This window comes from Achromobacter sp. DMS1 (assembly GCF_001270295.1).
Window position 1 is genome coordinate 1 of the sequence record NZ_LHSJ01000030.1, and the last position, 19896, is coordinate 19896.

Annotated in this window: 14 protein-coding genes and 6 pseudogenes; 4 read left to right on the top strand and 16 right to left on the bottom strand. The window is 65.4% G+C overall.

The window, feature by feature from the left end; genetic code table 11:
- On the bottom strand, positions 1 to 2091 hold a 2091-nt coding region (locus AD428_RS05705; protein WP_053244498.1), incomplete at its 3' end, for a monovalent cation/H+ antiporter subunit A.
- Between the two features lie 474 nt (positions 2092 to 2565).
- Here AD428_RS05705 and AD428_RS05710 point away from each other — a divergent pair.
- Together AD428_RS05710 and AD428_RS25970 are read left to right on the top strand one after the other, a co-directional pair.
- Entirely contained in the window at positions 2566 to 3552 is a 987-nt protein-coding gene (locus AD428_RS05710) for a Bug family tripartite tricarboxylate transporter substrate binding protein (protein ID WP_053244499.1), read from the top strand.
- A 74-nt stretch (positions 3553 to 3626) separates the two neighbouring features.
- Positions 3627 to 3829, top strand: a pseudogene (locus tag AD428_RS25970) (hypothetical protein); the annotation flags it as partial.
- Between the two features lies 1 nt (position 3830).
- On the opposite strand, the pseudogene AD428_RS25975 reads toward AD428_RS25970, so the two are convergent.
- A pseudogene (locus AD428_RS25975) lies at positions 3831 to 4301 on the bottom strand (iron transporter); the annotation flags it as partial.
- Here AD428_RS25975 and AD428_RS27020 point away from each other — a divergent pair.
- Both AD428_RS27020 and AD428_RS05720 read left to right on the top strand, forming a co-directional pair.
- Positions 4279 to 4446: pseudogene (locus AD428_RS27020) on the top strand (monovalent cation/H+ antiporter subunit D); the annotation flags it as partial. The pseudogenes AD428_RS25975 and AD428_RS27020 overlap by 23 nt on opposite strands.
- Positions 4446 to 4910: pseudogene (locus AD428_RS05720) on the top strand (Na+/H+ antiporter subunit E); the annotation flags it as partial. The pseudogenes AD428_RS27020 and AD428_RS05720, both read left to right, overlap by 1 nt.
- Before the next feature lie 2 nt (positions 4911 to 4912).
- Here the strand turns inward: AD428_RS05720 and trbE are convergent.
- The 14 genes and pseudogenes from trbE to AD428_RS05795 form a co-directional block, all read right to left on the bottom strand.
- A pseudogene (gene trbE, locus AD428_RS05725) lies at positions 4913 to 7204 on the bottom strand (conjugal transfer protein TrbE); the annotation flags it as partial.
- Positions 7205 to 7213: 9 nt separating this feature from the next.
- A complete protein-coding gene (locus tag AD428_RS05730) occupies positions 7214 to 7486 on the bottom strand; it encodes a VirB3 family type IV secretion system protein (protein WP_008786754.1) in 273 nt (90 codons plus the stop codon).
- Positions 7483 to 7866 (bottom strand): TrbC/VirB2 family protein, encoded by a 384-nt coding sequence (locus AD428_RS05735; RefSeq protein WP_003103996.1) that lies wholly within the window; start codon positions 7864 to 7866, stop codon positions 7483 to 7485. Before AD428_RS05735 ends, AD428_RS05730 begins: the two co-directional genes overlap by 4 nt.
- A complete protein-coding gene (gene trbB / locus AD428_RS05740) occupies positions 7863 to 8915 on the bottom strand; it encodes a P-type conjugative transfer ATPase TrbB (protein ID WP_053244500.1) in 1053 nt (350 codons plus the stop codon). Before trbB ends, AD428_RS05735 begins: the two co-directional genes overlap by 4 nt.
- A complete protein-coding gene (locus AD428_RS05745) occupies positions 8912 to 9376 on the bottom strand; it encodes a ribbon-helix-helix protein, CopG family (RefSeq protein WP_053244501.1) in 465 nt (154 codons plus the stop codon). The genes trbB and AD428_RS05745 overlap by 4 nt, the downstream gene beginning before the upstream one ends.
- A pseudogene (traG, locus tag AD428_RS05750) lies at positions 9373 to 10635 on the bottom strand (IncP-type conjugal transfer protein TraG); the annotation flags it as partial. The gene AD428_RS05745 and the pseudogene traG, both read right to left, overlap by 4 nt.
- A gap of 15 nt (positions 10636 to 10650) precedes the next feature.
- A protein-coding gene (locus AD428_RS05755) for an IS3 family transposase (protein WP_152967996.1) occupies positions 10651 to 11801 on the bottom strand; the annotation gives its coding sequence in 2 pieces (ribosomal slippage) (positions 10651 to 11555 and positions 11555 to 11801; 1152 coding nt in all).
- A gap of 105 nt (positions 11802 to 11906) precedes the next feature.
- Positions 11907 to 12833, bottom strand: a complete 927-nt coding sequence (copD, locus tag AD428_RS05765) for a copper homeostasis membrane protein CopD (protein ID WP_053244503.1) — start codon at positions 12831 to 12833, stop codon at positions 11907 to 11909.
- A 4-nt stretch (positions 12834 to 12837) separates the two neighbouring features.
- A complete protein-coding gene (gene copC / locus AD428_RS05770) occupies positions 12838 to 13224 on the bottom strand; it encodes a copper homeostasis periplasmic binding protein CopC (protein ID WP_018716234.1) in 387 nt (128 codons plus the stop codon).
- Positions 13225 to 13364: 140 nt separating this feature from the next.
- Entirely contained in the window at positions 13365 to 15845 is a 2481-nt protein-coding gene (locus tag AD428_RS05775) for a heavy metal translocating P-type ATPase (RefSeq protein WP_076342751.1), read from the bottom strand.
- A gap of 113 nt (positions 15846 to 15958) precedes the next feature.
- The gene (locus tag AD428_RS05780; RefSeq protein WP_018716232.1) at positions 15959 to 16231 is read right to left on the bottom strand and encodes a DUF2933 domain-containing protein; all 273 of its coding nucleotides are present in this window, start codon (positions 16229 to 16231) and stop codon (positions 15959 to 15961) included.
- 33 nt (positions 16232 to 16264) lie between these two features.
- Positions 16265 to 16744: a DUF411 domain-containing protein gene (locus AD428_RS05785; RefSeq protein ID WP_053244504.1), complete on the bottom strand. Its 480-nt coding sequence runs from the start codon at positions 16742 to 16744 to the stop codon at positions 16265 to 16267.
- Between the two features lie 43 nt (positions 16745 to 16787).
- A complete protein-coding gene (locus AD428_RS05790; protein ID WP_200908003.1) occupies positions 16788 to 17768 on the bottom strand; it encodes a copper resistance protein B in 981 nt (326 codons plus the stop codon).
- 25 nt (positions 17769 to 17793) lie between these two features.
- Positions 17794 to 19740 (bottom strand): copper resistance system multicopper oxidase, encoded by a 1947-nt coding sequence (locus AD428_RS05795; protein ID WP_053244505.1) that lies wholly within the window; start codon positions 19738 to 19740, stop codon positions 17794 to 17796.
- Between the last annotated feature and the right edge of the window lie 156 nt (positions 19741 to 19896).

Genomic DNA, 19896 nt, shown 5'->3' on the forward strand with positions numbered 1-19896 from the left:
GCGCCGGCTGCGCGCGCGCAGCGTGGCCTTGCCCGGCTCGTCGTCTTCGATGCGGCGCGGCAGCCAGCGCAGTCCCAGCAGCAACAGCACCAGCGTCACGACTTCCACCGAGAGCTGCGTGAGCGCCAGGTCGGGCGCCGAGAACCAGACGAAGGTCAGGCAGGTGACCAGGCCCGCGGCGCCGGCCAGCGCCAGCGACGCCAGCCGGTGGTATTTCGCCTGGTACGCCGCGGCTACGGCGCTCGTGCCGCCCACCACCCAGAGCAGCAGGAACACGGGGTCTACCGTCTGCGGCAGCCCTCCTCCCTCGAACCAGCCGCCCGCGCGCAACGGCAGCCAGGCCACGAACAGCGTGCCCAGCACGATGAGCAGCATCTGCACCTGCAGGCGCGAGGTGGCCAGCCGGCGCAGCAGCCAGGACGCCGCCACGCTGGAGCCGTCGAGCAGGGCCTCGAAGCTGCGGCGGCCGTCCAGCCGGTAGATGAAGGGCACGCGCCCGGGGTTGGCCTGCTGGTGGGCGCGCAGGGCGAGATAGATGACGACGCCGGCGGTCATGGCGACCACGCTCATGATGAGCGGCAGGTTGATGCCGTGCCAGACCGCCAGGCTGTATTCGGGCATGTCAGCGCCCAGGATGCTGCGGGCCGCCGTGGCCAGGAACGGGCCCACCGTCAGGCCCGGCAAAATGCCCACGACCAGGCACATGAACACCAGCAGCGCGCTGGGAAACAGCATCCAGCGCGGCGGCTCGTGCGGCGCGCGCGGCAGGTCGGTGGCCGGCGGCCCGAAGAAGACCTGCAGGATGAAGCGCAGCGAATACGCCACGCTGAAGGCCCCCGCCACCGTGGCCGCCAGCGGCAGGCCGGTGCGGGTGAGCCAGTCGCCGCTCACGAAGGTGGTTTCGGCGAAGAACATTTCCTTGGAAATGAAGCCGTTGAGCAGCGGCACGCCCGCCATGGACGCGGCCGCCACCATGGCGAGCGCCGCCGTGATGGGCATGGCCTTGTGCAGGCCGGAAAGCCGCGTGAGGTCGCGCGTGCCCGTTTCGTGGTCCACGATGCCCGCGGCCATGAAGAGCGAGGCCTTGAACGTGGCGTGGTTCACCATGTGGAAAATGGCCGCCACCAGGGCCAGGGAGCTGTTCAGCCCGAGCAGCAGCGTAATCAGCCCCAGGTGGCTGATGGTGGAATAGGCCAGCACCCCTTTCATGTCCTGCTGGAAGATGGCGGCGTAGGCGCCCAGCACCAGCGTGACCAGCCCTGCCCCGCCGATGATCCAGAACCACTCGTCGGTGCCGGACAGCACCGGCCAGAACCGCGCCAGCAGGAACACGCCCGCCTTCACCATGGTGGCCGAGTGCAGGTAGGCCGACACGGGCGTGGGCGCGGCCATGGCGTTGGGCAGCCAGAAATGGAAGGGAAACTGCGCGCTCTTGGTGAGCGCGCCCAGCCCCAGCAGGACCAGCACGGCCGGATACCAGGGGTCGGCGCGCACCAGGTCGCCGGCGGCCAGGACGCGGTCCAGGTCGTAGCTGCCCACGATGTGGCCCAGGATGAGCACGCCGGCCAGCAGGCACAGCCCGCCCGCGCCCGTGACCGTCAGCGCCATGCGGGCGCCGCGCCGCGCGTCCAGGCGGTGGTGCCAGTACGCGATCAGCATGAAGGAGGCCAGGCTGGTCATTTCCCAGAACATGACGAGCTGGATGAGGTTGCCCGAAAGCACCACGCCCAGCATGGCGGCCATGAACGCCTGGAAAAAAGAGAAGAAGCGCGGCACCGGGTCTTCCGGCGACATGTAGTAGCGCGCGTACAGCACGATGAGCGCGCCCATTCCCGACACGATGAGGGCGAACAGCCAGGCGAAACCGTCCATGCGCAGGGTGAACTGCAGGCCGAGGGCGGGCGCCCAGGGCATGTCGGCCCGGATGACCTTTCCGTGGGAGATGTCGGGATACAGGCTGATGACCAGCAGCGCACAGGCCAGGGCGATGATGCCGGCCAGCCATGCTTCGGCGTTGCGAGCATTGGACGGCAGCAACGCGGCGCACAGGCTGCCGGCGAAAGGCAGAGCGAGTATCAGGATCAGCGACATGGCGTTCCGAGTGTGTCCGGGCCCCCCTTCCGCGGCCCGGGACAGCGGAAGACGAAACAGCCGGGGAGGTGAAAACGGACGGAACCCTCAACCGGAGCGTCGCTGCACGGCACGCGGCCCGCTCGGGGCCTCACCTACGTCATTGAAGGCGTGGACGGAAACATGCGCAACAGTTTTCTTGCAAGACCCGGCCGGGAATCTCACCCGGAAAAATATCAGATTCTTGTAAGTTATGCAGGAATTTGTGCGCGTACCGGGCCGATCGCAGCATGATCGCTGCGCAATCGTTGCGCAGCCGCCGGCCCGCGCTGCGGGTTCCTCCGCATATCGGACTGTGACATTTTTGTGTGCAATTGCGCCCACGAAGCGCGCAGAAGCCGGATGCGGCCCTGTTCCGCGCTTCGGGGCGCAATGTGTCCCGATTTTGGACACAGGCGCCTCCCGATAAAGAACCGACGATTCCGGAGAAGACACTTGAACCTGCTGACCCATGCCAAGGCCGCCCTGGCCGCCGCCATTGCCGGGCTCTGCCTGGCGGCTCCCGCCCAGGCCGCGGACGCCTACCCGAACAAACCCATCCGGCTCATCGTGCCCTTCGCGGCGGGCGGCACCACCGATATCGTGGCCCGCATCGTGGCCGAGGGCCTGACCCGCGAGCTGGGCCAGCCGGTCGTGGTGGAGAACCGGGGCGGCGGCGGCGGCTCGATCGGCGCGGACGCGCTGGTGCGTTCGGCGCCCGACGGCTACACCCTGGGCGTGGCCACCGTCAGCACCATGGCGACGAACCCGGCCACCAACCCCAACAACCCCTACGACCCCATCAAGGATTTCACGCCCATCACCAACCTGGTCAACGTGCCCAACGTGCTGACCGTGAACCCGAAGGTGCCGGCCAAGACGCTGGCCGAATTCATCACCCTGCTCAAGAGCAACCCCGGCAAGTACAGCTACGCCTCCTCGGGCACCGGCGGCATCAGCCACCTGGACGGCGAGCTCTTCAAGTCGCTGACCAACACCGACATGGTGCACGTGCCCTACCGCGGCTCGGGCCCGGCGCTCAACGACACGATCGCCGGCCAGGTGAATGCCCAGTTCGACAATCTGCCCTCCTCGCTGCCCCACATCCAGGCCGGCAAGCTGCGCGCCCTGGCCGTGGCCGCGCCCAAGCGCCTGCCTTCGCTGCCCGACGTGCCCAACTTCGCCGAGGCCGGCCTGCCGCAGATGGACAACATGGCCTGGTACGGCCTGGTCGCCCCGGCCGGCACGCCCAAGGCCGTGGTTGACCGCGTGCACGACGCCGCCGTCAAGGCCCTGAAGGATCCCAAGATCGCGCAGCGCCTGGCCGACGGCGGCGCGCTGGTCGACGGCAACACGCCGGCCGAGTACGCCGCGCAGATCAAGCGCGAGCTGGAACTGCGCCAGCGCATCGCCAAGGAACGCAACATCAAGCTCACCAACTGAGGCAGCGGCGGCGCGCCGGGGCTTGCCCGGCGCGCCCGGCCCGCTTGACGGAAACGCGCGGGTGGTASCWGACGGTGCGCATGCGCTTCAACCCCAACCTGACGCAGTCGTGGTTCGGGCGCTGATGGAGATCATCAACAACGTCACCATCCTCTCCATCATTCTCACCGGGCGGCGCTGATACGCGAACGCGAGCACGGCACCATCGAGCACCTGCTGGTCATGCCGGTGACGCCCTCGGAGATCATGGTCGCCAAAGTATGGTCCATGGGGCTGGNCGATGTGGCGCCCGAAGTGATTCATCTTGGCCGCGGTGGGCGGCTTGATGGAATACTTCAGCTTGTACTTGCCCGGGCCTTCGAGCTTGACGTTGTCGCCGTAGTGCGGCCCGTCGTTGGCGACCATGGGCATGAAGGTGCCCTTCTGCACGTTCTGGCTGCCCACCTTCTGGATTTCGTAGTCGACCACAAGGTACGGCACCCATTCGCCTTCGGGAAAGCCCGTCTTGTTGCCGGCGGTAGCGTGGATGTCGGCTTCCAGGTGTACGTCGGAATCCTTGGCGTCGCGCATCATGCCGGGGGGTCCATTTCAATGGGCTGCAGATACACCGCGCCGATTTCCATGCCGCCCTTTTCCACGGGCTTGCCGATAGGGTATTCGGCCGCTTGCGCCGCCGACACGCTCAAACCGACGAACGCCAATGCCAAGGCTTTTRGTGATCGAGGATCCGGGCCGGTGGCGGTCCTCATCCTCCTGTGCGTGGCCCTGGCCGCGGGGGCCGGCCCGGTGTCGGCCTACCTCGACGACGCCGCCCGCTCGCTGGACCAGCCCCGCACCTATATCGACGCCGTCATGGCGGCGCAGACCGTGCGCGGCATGCAGGGAGGAAGCTGATGCGCCGACTCTATTTCCTGTTCCTGCCCGTTTTCCTGTTCGTCCTGTGGCTGGTGCTCAACCAAAGCCTGTCGGCCGGGCAGATCGCGCTGGGCATCGCGCTGGCGCTCTGGTTCACCTGGGCCGCGTCGCGGCTGCGGCCGCTCAAGGCGCGCCCGCACCGTCTCTGGAAGGCGGTGCCGCTGTTCCTGCATGTCACCCTGGACATCATCAAGTCGAACCTGGCCGTGGCGCGGCTCATCCTGAACCCCCGGCCCAACGACTTCTCGCCCGGGTTCATCATGATTCCGCTCACGCTGCGCGACCCGCACGGGCTGGCCATGCTGGCCTGCATCGTCACCTACACGCCGGGCACGGTGTGGGTGGATCTCACCGAAGACCACCGGCTCAAGCTGCACGTGCTCGACCTGCAGAACGAGGAATACTGGGTGCGGCTGGTGCAGCAGCGCTACGAGCGTCCGCTCAGGTCTTGCGGCGTGGACGCGCCCGCGAAGGCCAGCGCCGCCGGCCCCAGGTCGAGGTCGAACAGGCGATTGCCGAGGCGCGATTGGTAGTAGTAGTCGCGCTTGGGCTGCGCGGTGGCGACGATTTCGATCTGCCGCCTGTTGAGGCCGAAGCCCTCGTAGATCGTGCGAATCTGCGGCTCGGTCGCCTGCGGGTTGGGCAAGAAAATCCGACTCGCGCAGCTCTCGATGATCGCGGGCGCGATGCTCGAATCCTTGATGTCGGCAAGGCTCTGCGTGGCGAAGATGACGCTGACGTTCTTCTTGCGCAGCGTCTTGAGCCATTGCCGGATGCGCGCGGCAAACACCGGGTCATCGAGGAACAGCCACGCTTCATCGAGGATCAGCAGCGTGGGCGCCCCGTCAAAGCGTTCATCGAAACGCGCAAAGAGGTAGTGCAGCACGGCCATGACGGCGGCCTTGCTGTGCATCAGTTCCTCCATCTCGAAGCACTGCACGTCGGCCATGCCTAGCCGGTCGTGGTCGGCGTCCAGCAGCTTGCCGTGCGCGCCGCCGAGCACATACGGCGCGAGCGCTTGGCGTAGTGCGTTGGACTGCAAGAGCACCGACATGCCGGTCATGGTGCGCTGCTCCACCGGCGCACCGGCGAGGCTCCCCAGCGCCGACCAGATGGCGGCCTTCTCGTCCGGGCCGACCGCCACGCCTTCATGCAGCAAGCGGCCTTCGATCCATTCGGCAGCCCAGGTGCGGTAGCCCTCGCGGTCGATGCGCGCGAGCGGCTGGAAGGCGATTTCGCCATCCGTGCCGAGGTCGTAGTGTTCGCCGCCCAGGCCGAGGATGGTGGCACGCATGGAGCGGCCCATGTCGAAGGCGAAGATGCGCGAGCCGCGATAGCGGCGGAACTGCATCGCCAGCGTGGCGAGCAAGACCGACTTGCCCATGCCGGTCGGGCCTGCTACCAGCGTGTGGCCAACGTCGCCGATGTGCGTCACCAGCCGGAACGGCGTGGCGCCATCGGTGCGCGTGACGATCAGCGGCGGGCCGCCGAGATGGTCGTTCTTCTCCGGGCCGGCCCATACCGCCGACACCGGCATCATGTGCGCCAGGTTCAGCGTCGAGACGATGGGCTGGCGCACGTTGGCGTAGGCGTTGCCCGGAATGGACGACAGCCATGCATCCACGGCGTTGAGCGTTTCGGGAATGGTGACGAAGCCCCGGCCCTGGATGGCACGCTCCACCATGCGCAGCTTCTCGTCGGCTGCGCCGGCGTCCTCGTCCATGACGGTGACGGTCGCCGTCAGGTAGCCGAAGGCGACTTGATCGCTGCCCAGCTCCTGCAAGGCAGCATCCGCGTCCGCCGCCTTGTTGTTCGCGTCGGTATCGACCAGCGGGCTTTCCTGCTGAAAGATCGTTTCGCGCAGCAGCGCGATGACGTTCTTGCGCTTGGCGAACCACTGGCGGCGCAGGCGGGCGAGTTCTCTTTCCGCCTCGGCTTTGTCGAGGCAGAGAAAGCGCGTGCTCCAGCGGTACGCAAAGCCAAGGCGGTTGAGGTCGTCCAGAATCCCCGGCCAGGTCGAGGGCGGAAATCCCCGCACCGACACCACGCGCAGGTGCCGGTCGCCCAGCATGGGCGCCAAGCCACCGACAAGTGCGGAGTCGGTCAGCAGCGCGTCGATGTGGAACGGCACTTCGGGCACGCCGACGCGATAGCGCCGCGTCGAGATGGTCGCGTGCAGGTAGGTCAGCGTCTGCGCGTCATCGAGCCAGTCAATCTCCGGCATCACGCCGTCGAGCAGGTCAAAGATGCGATCCGTTTCTGCGGCGAAAGCTTGCAGCCGCTCGCGCCAGTCCACGCCGTCGGTAGGCCGGTTCTCGTACAGCATCCCCGCCGCGCGGGCGTGCGATTCCTCGGGCGGCAGGTACACCAGCGTCAGGTGATAGCCGCTCTCGAAGTGATTGCCCGAGTCCTCGAATGTGGCCCGGCGTTCCTCGTCCACCAGCCACGACAGCGGCTCGGGGAACGCCGAGTGCGGATAGTCGGCGGCGGCGCGGCGCTCGGCCTCGATGAATAGCGCCCAGCCCGACCCCAGCCGGCGCAGCGCGTTGTTCAAGCGCGCCGACGTGGCGATCAGCTCGCCTTGCGTGGCACTGTCGAGGTCAGGCCCGCGAAACCGGGCCGTGCGCTGGAAACTGCCGTCCTTGTTCAAGACGACACCCCGCGCGACGAGTCCGGCCCAGGGCAGCCAGTCGGCGAGCAGTGCGGGCCGCTGGCGGTATTCAGCGAGGTTCAGCATGGCATCACCTCACACGTCCAGCAGCGGGCGGTGTTTGATGTGCCGGGCGAACACGGCCATGAACTGTGGATCGACGCGCGCACCCCATACCGCCAGCGAATGGCCGACGATCCAGAGCACGACGCCAGGAATCCACAGTTGCAGGCCCAGCCCGACGGCGGCGGCCAGCGTGCCGTTGGCAATCGCCACCGTACGCGGTGCGCCGCCTAACAAGATCGGCTCGGTGAGCGAGCGGTGCAAAGGCACCTCGAACCCTGCCGCGAAGCTGTCCGGGCCGCTCATACGACAGCCCCGCCAGAGAACGAAAAGAACGACAGGAAGAACGAGGACGCGGCGAACGCGATGGACAGACCGAACACGATCTGGATCAGCTTGCGGAATCCGCCGGACGTGTCGCCGAATGCGAGCGCGAGGCCCGTGGCGATGATGATGATGACGGCGACGATGCGCGCCACCGGCCCCTGGATGGATTCAAGGATGGATTGCAGCGGACCTTCCCACGGCATCGAGGAGCCGGCGGCCTGTGCGGTTCCAGCCAGGAACAGCAGCAGCGCGGCCAGCAGCAGCCCTTGCCCCGCAGGGCGGGCCAAGCAGCGCAGCCGCGCGAGACGCAAAGCCGGATTTGCAGAAAAACGGAAAGCAGGAATGGTCATCTGCGTCATGGCAGTTCTCCAGTTGAGTCAGGGGATGGGGAGGTCGCCGCAGCGGGTGCGGCATCGGGAGGTGGCGGCAGCTCGGGAAACGGCGTTTCCAGCGCGTCCGCCAGTTGGTAGCCCACGCCGTCGAAGCCGACGACGCGGGCGATGCTCTCGATGCGGCGCTTGCGCCCGCGACCGGCGATGTGGATCACCACGTTGACCGCCTCGGCGATCAGCGCACGCGGCGGGTTCACCGCCACTTCGAGAATCAGTTGCTCCAGGCGCAGCAGCGCGCCGAGCGCGGAGCCGGCATGGATCGTGGCGATGCCGCCGGGGTGGCCCGTGCCCCACACCTTGATGAGATCCAGCGCCTCGGCGCCGCGCACCTCGCCGACGACGACGCGATCAGGGCGCAGGCGCATGGACGAGCGCACCAGTTCGGTCATCGACACCACGCCTGCGCGGGTGCGCAGCGGAACGTGGTCGCGGGCCGCGCATTGAAGTTCCACCGTGTCTTCGAGCACCAGTACGCGGTCGCCGGTGGCGGCGATTTCGGCGAGCAAAGCATTGGCGAGCGTGGTCTTGCCGCTGCTGGTGGCGCCGGCGATCAGGACGTTCTGGCGCTCGCGCACGGCGCGAACGAGAAAGCCCGCCTGGGCGCTGGTCATCATCCCGTCGATGACGTACCGCTCCAGCGGGATCACGCCGATGGCCCGCTTGCGCAGCGCGAAGGCCGGCCCCGGTGCAGCCGGCGGCAAGATGCCCTCGAAGCGTTCTCCCGTCTCGGGCAACTCTGCCGACAGCAGCGGTTGGCCGCGGTGTACCTCCGCGCCGACGTGGGCGGCCACGAGGCGGATGATTCGCTCGCCGTCCGCTTCGGACAGCTCCACGCCCATCGGTGCGCGCCCGCTGGAAAGCCGATCCACCCAAAGGGTGCGATCGGGATTCAGCATTACTTCCACCACGTCCGGGTCTTCGAGCGCGGCGGCGATCAGCGGCCCCATCGCCGTGCGCAGCATCTGGATGCGGCGGTCGAACGACGTGGTGCTCATGGACTGCGGAACGGCGCTCATGACGCACGCTCCTGCGCTTTGGCGACTACCGCCGCGTCCTCCATCCGCATCGGGTCGGGGTGCAGTTCTTCCACCACGTCACGCACCAGGCTTCGCCCACGTAGCAGGTGGCGGCCCAACTGTTCAACGAACTGCTCGAACCGCGCCTTGCCCTGGGCGCGGGCGGCGTCTTGGTGCGCCTCGGGAACAGGCGTGCTCACGGTCAGGTAGTAGCGGATGAACAGCGCCAGCGTTTCGATCTGGATGTTCTGGTCGCGCTCCATGCGCTCGGCCTGGCGAGACAGGCGATCCAGCCTCTTGGCGATAGCCGCCTCGCGCTGGTCGGCGGCATCGGGCGACAGCCACGATGCGAGCGCCGCCGCGACGATGGACGACTTGGACACGCCCTTCTTGGCGGCCAGCTCATCGAGCCGCTTGGCGTGCTCCGGCTGGATAAAGAGGTTCAGGCGGTAGTGGCTCATAGCTCGATTCCGTCGTTGGGGTCGAGGGAAGCCAGCCGGGCCGTGCGCTGCATGGCTGGATCGAGCTGGCGCGGAAGGGGAAGCGGCAAGTCGTCGTCATCGAGCAGCCCAAGGTCGGCCGTGGGCGCGGCCAATTCGGGGTCGTAGGCGACGGCCTCAGTTAGTTCGGGCTGGCGGCGCGGGCCACCGTCGTCGGCCGAACCCAAGTTCTCCAGGCCATCGGCGGATGCCGTGGCCGGCGCAGGGGGTGCAGCAGGAATCACCAGCCCGCTCCAGTCGTCGGCGCGGGCCGGCGGCGCGTCGGCGTACTGCCCATCCGCCGGCGTGGGCGGTGGCAGCACGCGGCGCTTGAAATTGGCGTCCGCGTAGTAGCGCAGCTTCTTCGCCTTGATCGGCGCGACGCTGGACACCATCACCACCGCCTCGTCAGGCGGAAGCTGCATCACCTCACCCGGCGTCAGCAGCGGGCGCGCTGTTTCCTGCCGCGACACCATCAAGTGGCCGAGCCACGGGGCCAATCTGTGGCCGGCGTAGTTGCGTTGCGCGCGCAGCTCGGTGGCGGTGCCCAGCGTTTCGGAGATGCGTTTGGCGGTGCGCTCGTCGTTGGTGGCGAACGTCACGCGCACATGGCAGTTGTCGAGGATGGAGTGGTTTTGCCCATACGCCTTGTCGATCTGGTTGAGCGACTGCGCGATCAGGAAGCTGCGGATGCCGTAGCCCGCCATGAAGGCCAGCGCCGTCTCGAAGAAGTCCAGGCGCCCCAGCGCCGGGAACTCGTCGAGCATCAGCAGCAGCTTGTGGCGGCGCGCGATGCCATCGGAACCATCGAGCGATTCGGTGAGCCGCCGCCCGATCTGGTTGAGGATCAGGCGAATAAGCGGCTTCGTCCGCGAAATGTCCGAAGGCGGCACCACGAGATACAGCGACACCGGATACTCGGCCGCGATCAGGTCGGCGATGCGCCAATCGCAGCGCGAGGTGACTTCGGCCACCGTCGGGTCGCGGTACAGGCCGAGGAACGACATGGCGGTGCTCAACACGCCGGAACGCTCGTTGTCCGATTTGTTGAGCACTTCGCGCGCCGCCGATGCGACGACCGGATGCGGCCCATCGCCGAGGTGCGGCGTGGTCATCATCCGGTGCAAGGTCAGCTCGAACGGGCTGGCCGGGTCGGACAGAAAGTTGGCGACACCGCGCAGCGTCTTGTCTTCGCTCGCGTAGAGGACATGCAGAATGGCCCCGACCAGCAGCGCGTGTGAACCGCCCCGTCTTCCCTAGACACTCGTGAGCCGTTGGGAATGGCGTTGCTCGAACTCTATCGGAGATAGGCCGCCAGCAGTGCCGTGGCGACGTCTGGGGTTGTAGAACATCTCGATGTAGTTGAAGACGTCGGACCTGGCTTGCTCGCGCGTGGGGTAGATCTGGCGACGAATGCGCTCACGTTTGAGCAACTGGAAGAAGCTCTCGGCGACTGCGTTGTCATGGCAATTTCCGCGACGGCTCATGCTGCAACTCAGGTTGTGATCTCGCAAGAAGGCTTGCCATTCGTGGCCAGTGAACTGGCTGCCCTGATCCGAATGGATCAAGACCTGTTGCTTGGGTTGACGCCTCCACAGCGCCATCATCAGTGCATCGAGCACCAGTGCGGTGTCGATGCGATGCCCCATTGACCAGCCAACGACCTGGCGCGAGAACAGGTCAAGGACGACGGCCAAGTACAACCATCCCTCATGGGTGCGGATGTAGGTGATGTCAGTGACCCAGGACTGATTGGGCGCATCGACCGTGAATTGCCGCTGGAGATGGTTGGGGGCCACGACAGCGGGCTTGCCCCCACGGCTGCCAGGCCGGCGGCGATAACCTGTCTGTGAGCGCAACCCTTCGCTTTTGAGCAGTCGCGCCACGCGATGTTTACCGCAGCTCTCTCCCAGTTCACGCATGTCCAGCGTGAGCTTGCGATAGCCGTACACGCCACCACTTTCCAGCCAGGCTTGCTTGAGCAAGCCCAGCAGGCGTTGATCATCCATTGCGCGTGGACTGTGCGGTTGGACTTGCCAAGCATAGAAACCGCTGGGGTGCACACCCATCATCTGGCATAGCCGGCGCACGCTGTGCTCGTGGGCGTGGCGTTTGATGAATGCGTACTTCACCCGGACTGCTTGGCAAAGTACGCTGCGGCCTTTTTTAGGATGTCGCGCTCCTCGGTCACACGCTTGAGTTCGGCCTTGAGCCGACGCAGCTCCTCCGACTGCGAGGCCTGCGCTTGACGCTGCTCAACAGGTTGCTGACGCGCCTTGATCCACTGGTACAGGCTGTGTTGGCTCACGCCCAATCGCTGGGCCACCTCGGCGACCCGGTGACCGCGCTCGGAGATCTGCTTGACCGCCTCGCTCTTGAATTCTTCTGTATATCGTTGATTGCTCATGGCACCTCCTATTGGGCCTCAGGTTTGAGGCTCCGAGGTGTCTAGGAAATCAGGGGCGATTCATTACATTCAATTCATGTGCTGTCATTTAGAGCCAGTCAAAGATTAGGTGCCGTTGGGAGAAAGGATGCCAAGCCACGCAACGCTCGCCAGAACCAGAACGGCTAACGTCGCCTCCGTGAACAGACTCTGCCGTAGCTTGACGACCGCTTGTGCGTGGTTGCCTGTTCTCAGTGCCGCCTCCAGACTTGGGCTCAGTCGAAACCGATTGGCTGCCGCCAGCGCGAGCATTCCTCCGAACAACAGGAGTTTTCCTACAAGCAGGCGGCCATAGAGCGTTGAGAAGAGCGGATCAAGTGATGGCCCAGCGATCAACAGGTAGTTCAGGGCTCCAGTCACCACGAGTGCCGCCACGATCACCGTACCTATCCGGGCGAAACCATTGGATGTTCGGCTCAGGATCTCTACTGAGCCTTGCCCGGTATTTGGTTTGTTGGCCGCAAGCACCAAGAACGCGATCAATGCGCCTACCCAGGCACCGGCCGCCCAGAGGTGCGTGATGTCCGAAGCGAGATGAATGTATCCGCGCACGCCGTCATCCATGGCGCCATGTCCCGCCCATGCAAGGGTCGCCAACGCCACACCGCTGGAAGCGGCCATCGCTGCAAAACGCAGTGTTGACTTCATGCGCAACACGGCGACGAGCACGCACACCAACAGAGCCAGGATGCGAATGCACCAGGCGATGCCCATGTGCGTGCCCGTAATGAGCATGTCGAAAACGTGCGTTGACAGTTCCGCGTAGCTTTGGGCGCCGGACATGGCCTTGGCCATGACCGTCATGCCCCACATCGACAGGGCAATGCCGATGGCAGCGGATGCGCCAATGAGTACGCGATAGCGGCGCGAGATCGTCGAGGATCGCTCGTCGTTGCCCAAAGCATAGAGACCGAACATGGCGACGCCAAACGCCGCCGCCAGGTCCAGATAAAGCGCCAGGCGCAGGACGATGGTCAACCAATCCCCGGCCATGGGCTTACTTCACCTTGAAGGTGAAGTTACCCGTGATCGGATGCGTGTCCGAGGAGACGGCACGCCATTCGACGCGATAGTCGCCCGGCTGGAGCGCTTGTGCCGGCGTGATGACCATGGTCTTGCCGTCGCCGGCACCCGCGACGCTGGCGTTGATCTTCATCGGGCCATGGCTCGCCATTCCCGGCATGCCCGTCATGACAAGGCTCGCGGCGGAGAACTGCGGCACCAGCGTTTCGGAGAACTTCAGCTCAATGGTGGCTGGCGCGGAAACCTGCGACTTGTCGGCCGGCGTCGAAGATACCAGCGAAGGATGCGCGAATGCGGCGGTGGCGAACAGGCCAGCAGCGATCGGCGCGACGAGCTTGGCGATGAAATGTGAACGGGTCATAGAGGTTCCTACCTTGATGTGTGAGGGTGGTTTAAGAACGAAATGCCGAGATAAGGCTTGCGCCTTCGCAACGGCGTGGAACGAAAGAAACGGCTCGCTGGTCGATAGCAGGCTCCTGTTGGCTCTGAAAGATGTCTTGGTCACAGTCGGGTCGCTCTCAGCCGCAAGGCGTTGCCTACGACCGATGCCGAACTCAGGCTCATCGCCAATGCTGCGATCAGGGGCGACAGCAACCAGCCCGTGAGGGGATAGAGAACCCCAGCGGCGACGGGGATGCCCAGCGCGTTGTAGAAGAAGGCGAACATGAGGTTCTCCTTCATGTTGCGCACGGTACTCACCGAGAGCGAGCGAGCGACAGCGATGCCACGCAGATCGCCTTTGACCAGCGTGACCTGCGCGCTGTTCATCGCCACGTCGGTTCCGGTTCCCATGGCGATGCCCACGTCTGCCTTCGCCAAGGCCGGCGCATCGTTGATGCCGTCTCCGGCCATGGCGACGATGCGGCCCTCTCTCTGCAAACGCTCTATCAACATGAGCTTGTCCGCCGGCTTGACTTCACCATGCACCTCGTCGATGCCCAGGCGTGCACCGACGGCTTTGGCGGTGGTCTGCCCGTCCCCGGTGGCCATGATGACCCGCAGGCCCGCAGCCTTCAACGCGGCCAGGGCCTCGGGGGTGCTGCCCTTGACCGGATCGGATACGGCGAGCAAGCCCGCGAGCTGCCCGTCCACAGCCAGATACATGACACTGGCCCCTTCGCCGCGCAGAGCTTCTGCCTGGGGTATGAGCTGCTCAACCGACACGCCAGACTGCTCCATCAGCACCGTATTGCCCAACGCCAGTTGCCGGTGCTCAACTTTCCCGCGCACGCCGATGCCCGTTCCCGATTCAAAGGTCTGAGGCTTCACGAGTTGGAGGCCCTGGGCACGCGCGGCCTGCACGATGGCGTCGGCCAGGGGGTGTTCACTGCCCTGGTCCAGGCTGGCCGCAAGACGCAGCACCTCATCGTTCGTAAAGCCGGGCGCTGCGACGACCTGATCGAAAGCAGGTCGGCCTTCGGTCAGGGTTCCTGTCTTGTCGATGACGAGGGTATCGACCTTGCGAAGATTCTCGATCGCCGCGGCATCGCGGAACAGCACCCCCTGCGTGGCGCCACGGCCCGTTGCGACCATGATCGACATCGGCGTGGCCAGACCCAGCGCGCACGGGCAGGCGATGATCAGGACGGCCACCGCATTGATGAGTCCATAGACCCAGGTGGGCTGCGGCCCGAAGAATCCCCAGACAAAGAGCGTCGTGACCGCAATGGCGACGACGGCCATCACGAAGTAGCCGGCAACGACATCGGCCATGCGTTGCATCGGCGCCTTGGAACGCTGCGCCTGGGCGACCATCTGCACGATCTGCGACAGAACGGTGTCCGAGCCGATCCGCTCCGAACGCATGACCAGCGCGCCACTGGTGTTGAGTGTGGCCCCGATGACCTTGTCGCCCACGCGCTTGCTGACGGGCAGCGGTTCGCCAGTCAGCATGGACTCGTCAATCGAGCTGCTGCCCTCGTGCACGATGCCATCCACCGGCACCTTCTCGCCGGGTCGGATGCGCAGCAGGTCGCCGACGTGCACATGGCTGAGCGGCACGTCTTCCTCGCTGCCGTCCGCATTGATGCGCCGTGCGGTCTTGGGCGCCAGCCCCAGCAGCGACTTGATGGCCGCCGAAGTCTGGGAGCGGGCTTTGAGTTCCAGCACCTGGCCGAGCAGGGTCAGCGAGATGATGACGGCGGCGGCCTCGAAATACACGCCGACCCGTCCCATGGACATGAAGGATGCCGGAAACACTTCTGGCGCAACGGTTGCCACGACGCTGTAGATGAATGCCGCACCTGTTCCCAGGCCGATCAGCGTCCACATGTTCGGGCTGCGGTTGACCACGGACAGCCAGCCGCGGGAGAAGAAGGGCCAGCCGGCCCACAGCACGATCGGCAACGACAGCACCAACTCGACCCAGCTCTGCGTGGCCATGTCCATCAGGTGCAGCCGCTCACCCAGCATCGCCAGCGCCAGAACCACGAGCGTCAACGGCAAGGTCCACCAGAAGCGATGCGAGAAGTCACGCAGCTCCGGGTTGTCGTCATCGAGGTCGGGCAGCAGAGGCTCCAGCGTCATCCCGCACTTGGGGCAGGTTCCCGGATGATCTTGGCGGATCTCCGGGTGCATCGGGCAGGTGTAGATCGTTCCGGGTGCGGCTGGCGTTGGCGCCTGGGCCGGTGGCACCACCGTGCTGGCGTGGTGATGCGGGGCATGGCCGCTGCCGGTGCTTGTGCCCGCGCCTCCGCCCACGAATCGCGCCGGATCGGCGTCGAATTTGCCCTTGCATCCGGTGCTGCAAAACAAGTACGTGTTCCCCAAGTGCGTGGAGCGGTGCTCCGACGCTGCCGTGACTGTCATGCCACACACCGGATCGCGCGTCGCGGCATCGGGCTGCGAGTGGCTTGAGGACCCGCCCGCGTCGTCACTGCCAGCATGGCTGGCGTGATGGTGGTGCGTGTGCGGGTCGGACGTTGTGGCACCCGCCGCCATGCCCGCGTGCTCATGTCCTGAAGACTTGCTGGATGAATTCATAGTGACAAGTGCCCTTCGCCGTTAACCGTTGGTGTCTGGTGATCGCAGCAGGCCGCAGGCGCGCAAGGAGACAAGCGCGGCGTCGCGTTCTCGCCCTGTGCGAGTGCCTCGACTCATTGCTTCTGCTCCTTGGAGGCTGCGGCACCTTCCTCCCTCTGACGCGCGGCATGATCGTGTCCGCCGTGGCCGTGACCACGGTGCATGAACAGGTGCATCAGCGGACAAGCCGCCAGCAGCAGGAAGGGGAGATAGCCGGCAACATGTGCCGTGTGCTCCTTGAGCAGGAAATACGCGGCGACAGCGGCGATGATGAGGAACGCCACGCCGTAGCGCGATCGCCAGAACCGGGGCCGATCGCTGGGGGTCTGTGTGTGCTGATGCTGCATGGCATATCTCCACGGAGAAGGGTTGATGGATGGTCAGCGATGCGACTGATAGACCGTGCTACTACCGTTTTTCCCGATCAGCAGCACGTCGTAGGCGTCCTTGCGTCCACCATAGGCCGGACCATCCATGCCGGGCGAACCGACCGGCATGCCCGGCGCCGCGAGGCCGATGGCCTGTGGGGCTTCACGCAGCAAGCGTTGAATGTCCGAGGCAGGCACATGACCCTCGATGGCATAGCCGCCGATCTGCGCCGTGTGGCACGAACCGTACTTTTGCGGGATGCCCAGCCGTGTGCGCGCTGCCGTGTTCCCGGTGTCAAGAACCTGCACATCGAAGCCTGCGCCTTGCAGATGTGAGACCCAGTCCTTGCAGCATCCGCAACTCGGGTCCTTCCACACCTTGGCGATCGGTCGGCTCTGCGCCAGGCTTGGCCCTGCGAGTGCCATCACCAACAAGCCAGCGATCAATGCTTGCCGTCTCGGCACCTTGCCCTGGTTTCTGTCGATGTGCATGTTCGTGGATTGCCTCTCATCAGTTGCTCAAACCCGGAAAGTCCTAGAACCAGAATCGCACGCCAGCGACCCAGCGCGTCTGCTGCGTGCGGCCGCCTTCGGCGCGCACATAGTCCGCTGTGCGTCCGAAGCTGCCCGCCCGTTCCACGCCGATGTAAGGGGCGAACTGGCGACTGAATTCATAGCGCAGGCGCAAGCCAGCAGACGCTTCGGCCAGGCCCTTGCCGATACCGCGTTCCGGGTCGTCCTTGCCATAGAACTGCAATTCGGCACGAGGCTCCAGAATCAGTCGCTGGGTCAGCAGCAGCTCGTAGCTTCCTTCGACACGCAGCGCAGTACGTCCGCCACTTCCCACGTAGCCTGTCGCCTCCAGCTCGAACCAGTAGGGGGCGAGGCCCTGGATGCCGAAAGCCAACCATTGACGGCTGGGGCCTTCTCCGTTATCCACCCGAACGCCGAGTTGGGTGTCCCAGTACGGTGCGACGGCGTGCCCCCAGAGAAGCTCGGTACGCGATTCTTCGAGCTTTCCTTTGGCGATATCGCCTTCGGCCTTCACGACGGCCTTGTTGTAGGTCGTCCCATACCACGCCTGGAGGTCGTAGGCCGTGGAATCGTCCCCTTTGCGCGTGAAGCGGCGCTCCAGGGTTTCGCCGCGCAGCGAGAAGAACTTGTGTTCGTCGGCCAGCATCAGCCGCGGCACACCGGGTACGGCGTAGTCGCCCGAGCCCAATGTCAGGCCGTTGGAGTAGCCATGCGGATCGCGGGCGTCAGGAGGCGCCGACCCGCCCTGCATCTGCATGTTGCCGTGATCCATGGCCGGGGCTGCGGTGGAGCCGCTCGCCGGCGCCGCGTGACCCGCGTGCGGATCGGCGGCAGGAGGCACGGTCTGAGTGGATGGCGCGGCCGTTTGAGCGTCGGTCTGGCCGTGCGCTGCATGGTCGTTCTGTGCTTGTGCCTGGGCGGCGACGCTTACCAGGGCCAGGAGCGTCGTGGCCAGTGCGCGAGTGGGGAGTGCTTTGGACATTCTTGGTCTTCCTTGTGCGCTGGGTTCAAGACACCACGACTTCGCGGAACATGCCGGCATCCATGTGGAACATCAGGTGGCAGTGCCAAGCCCAGCGGCCGAGCGCGTCGGCTGTCACCAGGAAACTGATGCGTTGTGCCGGTTGCACCGGCAGGGTGTGGCGGCGCGCCAGGAAGCGACCGTCGGGGCTTTCCAGCTCGCTCCACATGCCGTGCAAGTGCATGGGATGGGTCATCATGGTGTCGTTGTGCAGAATGACCCGCAGCCGCTCACCGTGTTTGAAGTGCACCGGCGTGGACTTTCCGAACTCCAGTCCGTCCAGGGACCATGCGTAGCGTTCCATGTTGCCCGTGAGGTGCAGTTCGACCTCCCGACCAGGGCCTCTCTTGTCCAACGGCCCCGACGGGGTATGCAGATCCGCGAGGGTCAACACGCGCCGACCGTTGTTGCGCAGTCCGATGCCGGGGTCATCGAGATTGGTGCGCGCCATGTCAACGCGCATGTCCGTGCTGGCACCGTACTCGGTGCGAGCGTGGCGAGCAGTGGTGCTGGGCACGGCCAGTCCCCCCGCAGCCGCGGCGTGCTGGCTGTGATCCATCGCCATGCCACCGTGGTTCATGGCGCCGTGGTTCATGCCAGCCATCGCCCCATGATCCATCCCGGACATCGAACCCGAGCCCATGCCGGTCATCCCAGTCATGCCCGTCATGCCCGTCATGCCCGTCATGCCCGTCATGCCCGTCATGCCCGTCATGCCCGTCATCCCGGTCATCTCCATGGCCTGGCCGGACCCGCCGTGGTCCATGCCCCCCATCATGCCGCCCATCATGTCGTTCATGGTCAGCCATTCGACCGGATCGAGGGCAGGCACGGGCGCTTGAAGACCTTCGCGCACGGCCAGCGTGGCACGCGCGTAGCCTGTCCGGTCCATCGCCTGGGCGAAGATCGTGTAAGCGTCATCCCGTGGCTGGACGATCACATCGACGGTTTCGCCAGGACCGAATCGGAACTCATCGACCGTCACCGGCTCCACGTCAACACCATCGACGTGCACCACCGTGAGTTTCAGTCCGGGAATGCGTACGTCGTAGAAGGTGTTGCCCGCACCGTTGACCATGCGCAGCCGCACGCGCTCACCCGGTCGGAACAGCGCCGTCCAATTGCCGGCGGGGGTGACGCCGTTGGCCAGATAGGTCAGCGTGGCGGCAGACAGATCGGCGAGATCCGTCGGATTCATCCGCATCTCGTTCCACATCTTGCGCTTGTCGATCGCAGCGGCCATGCCGTCGCGCGAGGCGTCCCGGAAGAAGTCGAAGACGGTAGGTTGGTTGTAGTTGTAGTAGTCGCTTTGGGACTTGAGCTTGGTGAACACCCGCATCGGGTCTTCGTCGGTCCAATCCGAGAACAGCAGCACGTGGTCACGGTCGGCGCGGATGGTCTCGGTGCCAGCGGGGTCGATGATGATCGCCCCGTACATGCCCGTGAGTTCCTGGAAGCCGGAGTGCGAGTGGTACCAGTAGGAGCCGCTCTGCTGAACCTTGAAGCGGTACGTGAAGGTCTCGCCGGGAGCGATGCCATTGAAGCTGATGCCCGGTACGCCATCCATCTGATACGGCAGGATGATCCCGTGCCAGTGGATGGATGTGGCTTCACGCAGCTTGTTGGTCACACGGATTGTGACGGTGTCGCCCTCGCGCCAACGCAAGGTCGGCGCCGGCAGCGAGCCGTTGATGGTCGTGGCTACGCCCGGCTTGCCAGTGAAGTTCACGGGCGATTCGGCGATCACCAGGTCGAACTCGGTGCCCTTCAGAACAGGAGCGGCACCGCGCGTCGCGGAGCCTTGCTGGGCAAATGCCCTGAGCGCCGGGGTGGACAGCCCGGCCAGGACGCCGCCAGCGGCCAGCCCCTGAACAAAACGCCGACGAGACAGGCCCAGTGGGGGCACGATTACAAAGGGCGAACGAGGCGGCATGGCCTGAAATCCTCCATAGATAACTTGAAAGTCGTCTTTAGAGCCGCCTTTGGTCTTGGGCGGCACGGTTCGACGCATGGAGGTCATGCTATGGAGTGACCACTTTCGGATGAATGACCCTTGGATTACATTCATGTAATGGTCGCGTCATCTTCG

Bases quoted from the DNA above. Each gene is read 5' to 3' on its own strand.
- AD428_RS05730 (WP_008786754.1), bottom strand. From the start codon at position 7,486: ATGAGCGGCCCGGACAGCTTCGCGGCAGGGTTCGAGGTGCCTTTGCAC.
- AD428_RS05735 (WP_003103996.1), bottom strand. From the start codon at position 7,866: ATGACGCAGATGACCATTCCTGCTTTCCGTTTTTCTGCAAATCCGGCT.
- trbB (WP_053244500.1), bottom strand. From the start codon at position 8,915: ATGAGCGCCGTTCCGCAGTCCATGAGCACCACGTCGTTCGACCGCCGC.
- AD428_RS05745 (WP_053244501.1), bottom strand. From the start codon at position 9,376: ATGAGCCACTACCGCCTGAACCTCTTTATCCAGCCGGAGCACGCCAAG.
- copD (WP_053244503.1), bottom strand. From the start codon at position 12,833: ATGGCCGGGGATTGGTTGACCATCGTCCTGCGCCTGGCGCTTTATCTG.
- copC (WP_018716234.1), bottom strand. From the start codon at position 13,224: ATGACCCGTTCACATTTCATCGCCAAGCTCGTCGCGCCGATCGCTGCT.
- AD428_RS05775 (WP_076342751.1), bottom strand. From the start codon at position 15,845: ATGAATTCATCCAGCAAGTCTTCAGGACATGAGCACGCGGGCATGGCG.
- AD428_RS05780 (WP_018716232.1), bottom strand. From the start codon at position 16,231: ATGCAGCATCAGCACACACAGACCCCCAGCGATCGGCCCCGGTTCTGG.
- AD428_RS05785 (WP_053244504.1), bottom strand. From the start codon at position 16,744: ATGCACATCGACAGAAACCAGGGCAAGGTGCCGAGACGGCAAGCATTG.
- AD428_RS05790 (WP_200908003.1), bottom strand. From the start codon at position 17,768: ATGTCCAAAGCACTCCCCACTCGCGCACTGGCCACGACGCTCCTGGCC.
- AD428_RS05795 (WP_053244505.1), bottom strand. From the start codon at position 19,740: ATGCCGCCTCGTTCGCCCTTTGTAATCGTGCCCCCACTGGGCCTGTCT.